The following is a 1,703-nucleotide window of genomic DNA, read 5'->3' as shown; positions in this document are numbered from 1 at the left end:
CTTCTGTGACGCGGCCACTCTCCGTTACGCCAATAGGACGCGTTTGCGAAGAAGTTGGAAGCCTGCCCGCCCGAACATCTGGCGCTTGAGCATCTTGATCCGGTTGACATGCCCCTCGACTGCGCCCGAGCTCCAAGGCAGGGTCAAGCCGGCGGTGACGGCGTCGAGGTCGCGATCGATACCGGCGGCGAGGGTGTGGAGGCTGGGGAGGTCGTCCTGCCGGACGGCGTCGAGCCAGGCCAGGAGACGCTCGCCCTGGCGGTCGGTGAGCATGGCCGCGAAGGACCGGACATGCCGGGTGAGGGCATCGAGTTCGGGGCACTGGGTGCGGATGGCCTTGAGCTGGAGTTGTTCCGGCTCGGTGAGAGTTTCCGGGCGGCTGAGGATCCATTTAGAGACCGTTCGGGGCGAGGGCGGCCGGGCGGTCACCGGTCGTGGTGAGGTGCGCTTCTTGTGCAGGTAGGCACGGACGCGCTGGTAGCTACCCTTGTAGCCGAGCGGCACGAGCTCCTCCCACAGCTTCCACGCGTTGGTGACGCCCTCGTTCCAGCGGTCGTCCAGGTAGGGCTTGTAGTCGTCGAGGACCGAGGGCCGGTTCTGCCACTGGCCGGTGAACAGATCCTCCGGGTTCGCGGCGTCGGCGAACCGTTTGACGGTGTGCCAGGCCATCCCGAGCTGCCGCTGGACCGAACGCAGGCTGTGTCCTGCCTCCAGGAGCGCGTGAACGGAAGCGTGCCGGGCTCGGGTGCGGTCGGCGAACCGGTGTCCGGTCGGCCAGGGTGAACCGGACGGTTCTTCTTCCGGGGCGGGTTCCGGCTCGGGTTCGGGGGCGGCCGGGAGGAGAGCCCGCAGGCAGCGGCGGTGCTGGGCGACGGCCCGCTCAGCGGCCTCGCTCAGGTTGTGCCAGAGATGCCACCGGTCCGCGACCTGGACGGCCTGCGGAGCGCCGGCGGAGGCGCCATCGGCGAAGAACGGCGCCCGGTCCCGGCAAACGACTTCGACGCCCGGCCGGTCGGTGAGCCAGGCCGCCAGGCTGGACGCCTCCCGGTCCGGCAGCAGATCGACAGGGCGACGGGTCTCGATGTCGACGAGGACGGTGCCGTAGTGGCGGCCCTTGCGGGTGGCGTACTCATCGACGCCAACCACCCGCGGCACGGGGATCTCAGGTTCGGGAAGATCGTCCACCAGCCGGAGCACCGTGCTGCGGCTGACGGACACCCCGAGAACGCGGGCGATGCGGGCCCCGGCCCGGCCCGCGAGGGCCAGGCCGACAGCGGCCAGGGAGGAGCGCAACCGCTCGGTCCGCTGACCGTGCCGACGTGTCAGTCCGGGTATCTGCTCGACGAAGGTACGGCGTGCGCAGCCCGAGTTCCCGCAGGTGAACCGGCGGACCCTCAGCTGGAGAACAACGCTTCGGCCACCGCTCGGCACATCAGCGGGAAACCGCAGGTAGGAACCATGAACCCGGTTCGACCAGACCCCGCAGACCGGACACACGGCGCCGTCCGCGACACATTGTGCATCAACGCGCACTATCTCGATGTTCACGTCCACCGACAGCACCGCGACGTCCGCGATCGACGGGAACAACAACTCCTTCAGCCGGAGCACGACCTCTTCCACGGCCCCGAACTGTCAGCCCAACCACCTTGCCCACGAATCATTTTCGGGCGACTTCGTGTATGGCTCGAAGGAGCCTGACT

The 1,703-nt window shown here is 68.6% G+C and carries 1 protein-coding gene; it reads right to left on the bottom strand.

Going from position 1 to position 1,703, the window contains the following annotated elements:
- Positions 1-24 precede the first annotated feature (24 nt).
- Positions 25-1,623 carry an ISL3 family transposase gene (locus tag ACWD3E_RS43260; protein WP_451392939.1) on the bottom strand — a complete coding sequence of 533 codons (1,599 nt, stop codon included), beginning with the start codon at positions 1,621-1,623 and terminating at the stop codon, positions 25-27.
- Positions 1,624-1,703: the final 80 nt, after the last annotated feature.

This window comes from Streptomyces sp. NPDC002676 (genome assembly GCF_053592455.1).
The sequence above is the reverse complement of the archived record's forward strand: the minus strand, read 5'-3'. Positions and strand labels throughout refer to the sequence as shown.